This window comes from Candidatus Phytoplasma bonamiae, assembly GCF_030586845.1.
Lineage (GTDB): Bacteria > Bacillota_I > Bacilli_A > Acholeplasmatales > Acholeplasmataceae > Phytoplasma > Phytoplasma bonamiae.
Map to the genome: position 1 here is coordinate 1 of NZ_JAOSIQ010000052.1, position 1,924 is coordinate 1,924.

At 20.0% G+C, this 1,924-nt stretch carries 1 protein-coding gene; it reads right to left on the reverse strand.

Going from position 1 to position 1,924, the window contains the following annotated elements:
• Positions 1-526 precede the first annotated feature (526 nt).
• The gene (locus OC701_RS02620; protein ID WP_304514529.1) at positions 527-1,249 is read right to left on the reverse strand and encodes a hypothetical protein; all 723 of its coding nucleotides are present in this window, start codon (positions 1,247-1,249) and stop codon (positions 527-529) included.
• Between the last annotated feature and the right edge of the window lie 675 nt (positions 1,250-1,924).

Here is a 1,924-nt window from a genome sequence, read left to right on the forward strand (position 1 = left end):
TCCGGCTTACCCTTAGAACCATTTGGTGGCGGTGTCTTTTTGACTAACTACTTCATCGCAACCCGCTTTTAAGAACTGCTGTAATTCTTGATAGTTTCCTTTCAAGAACCGTTCTTAGCCTGTCAGTATTTATCGCACTGGTGATGGGTTAGTTCACTCGATATTTAGGCATCTTGGTCGCTATATTGTAATTATTAATAATTTTAATCCTTTGAAGAAAAAAATTATTCAATTATTGTATTTAAATTTTTATAACATATTGAGATGAAAATTAAATAATTATATAAATTTTATTAAATATTTAATACATGTTTATTTTATATAATTTTTTAAAAATTTTTTTAATTTTGGTTAAAATTTAATTTTTTTATTTAAAAAAATTTTTTTCATAATTTAATTTTTAGCACTTTAATAATATTATCTAAATTTTTGTAAAAATGAGAATATAAATCCGGATAATTGTTTTTTCTATATTATTTTCCTGATTGAAATGAATTAGAAAATGATAAGATTAAGAGAATTTTTATTAATTAGTATAAAACTTTTCGAGACAATTTAAAAAGGTTTGTATATAAAATTGCTTTTTGCTATGCAATAATTGATCTAATCTTTTATATAATTTCAAGTTTTGATATATTTTTTCATTGATATTATTTAATTTTTTTTGGCCTAATTTTATTTTGTTTATTTGTTGCAATACTTCTCTTTTCTTTTTAATTAATTCTTTTTTTTCATTTTCAATTTTATAAATTTCTTGATTATTATAAATTGTTATACCCTGAGTTTGTAAATCACATTTTTTATTTTGTATTTTGAGTTTTTTAATATTTATATTCTTATTTATTTCGTTTGAAATTTGTTTTAATTTTGTAATATTTTGTTCTTCATAATTTATTTTAATTGAAACAAAATCTATTTGTTTTTGAAATTCCATAATTTTTCTTTTATATTCTTCAATCGAATCATAAATGGAATTAAATTTCAATAAATCTAATAAAAACATTTCTTTAAGAGATTTAATTTTGTCTTTTTCTTTTTTATCAATATCATTTAAAAATTTTTCTGAATCGTCATTATTTTCTAAAAAATAAGATTTAATATTTTTTAATTTATGAAAATTATTTATTTGTGATTTAGATAAAGATAAATTCGATTGTTTCAAACCTTTAGGTGAAGATATAAAGGATTGATGTTTAATTGAATTATTATTTTTTAAAAAACCCATATTCTTTAAAATTATAAATAACATTATCATCGCAATAATTATAAACAGTATAATTTTTTTCGATATTTTAATACATTTCATATTTTGTTCCTTTTTTAAAAAATTTCTTAATTTAAGAAAAAATAAAATATTTTTTCAAATAAAAAATGAATTTTAGTAAATTTTTATTTTCTTATTAAAGATTTTTCGCTTATATTAGATTTATAAAAGTTTGTCCTATTTCTTGTAAATTGCTTCGCATCTATCCAATCTTAATCTAGAGACTAGTGTGGTTTGAACCAGGATGAAGTAATAATTAAATAATCATATCTAGATTTTTCTTTGGTTTTTCTTAAGTTATTTTAATATTGCCTTATTTAACAGAAAATCATAGTTTTAATATAGTTTGAGAAGATTCTTAGATTATTGGTTTAATATACTCAATTCCTTAAAATAATTGTTAAACGAACTTGATAACGTCATAATAAATTTTTTTAGTTCTCAACCTTATAAAACTAAATACCTTCGGAATTAATATTTAATAGTTGTCCTATGAACTTATATAATAAGTCGGTTTTTTAAAAAAACCAAAATTTCGAATTTTAACTAGACTTTTTAGGATAAGAACTTACCTATAAATAGTTGCGATTGATAATTATTGTTGGCATATTCATAACGGTATTTGTCGATTTTGGAATTTTGATGATATTGTCTATGATG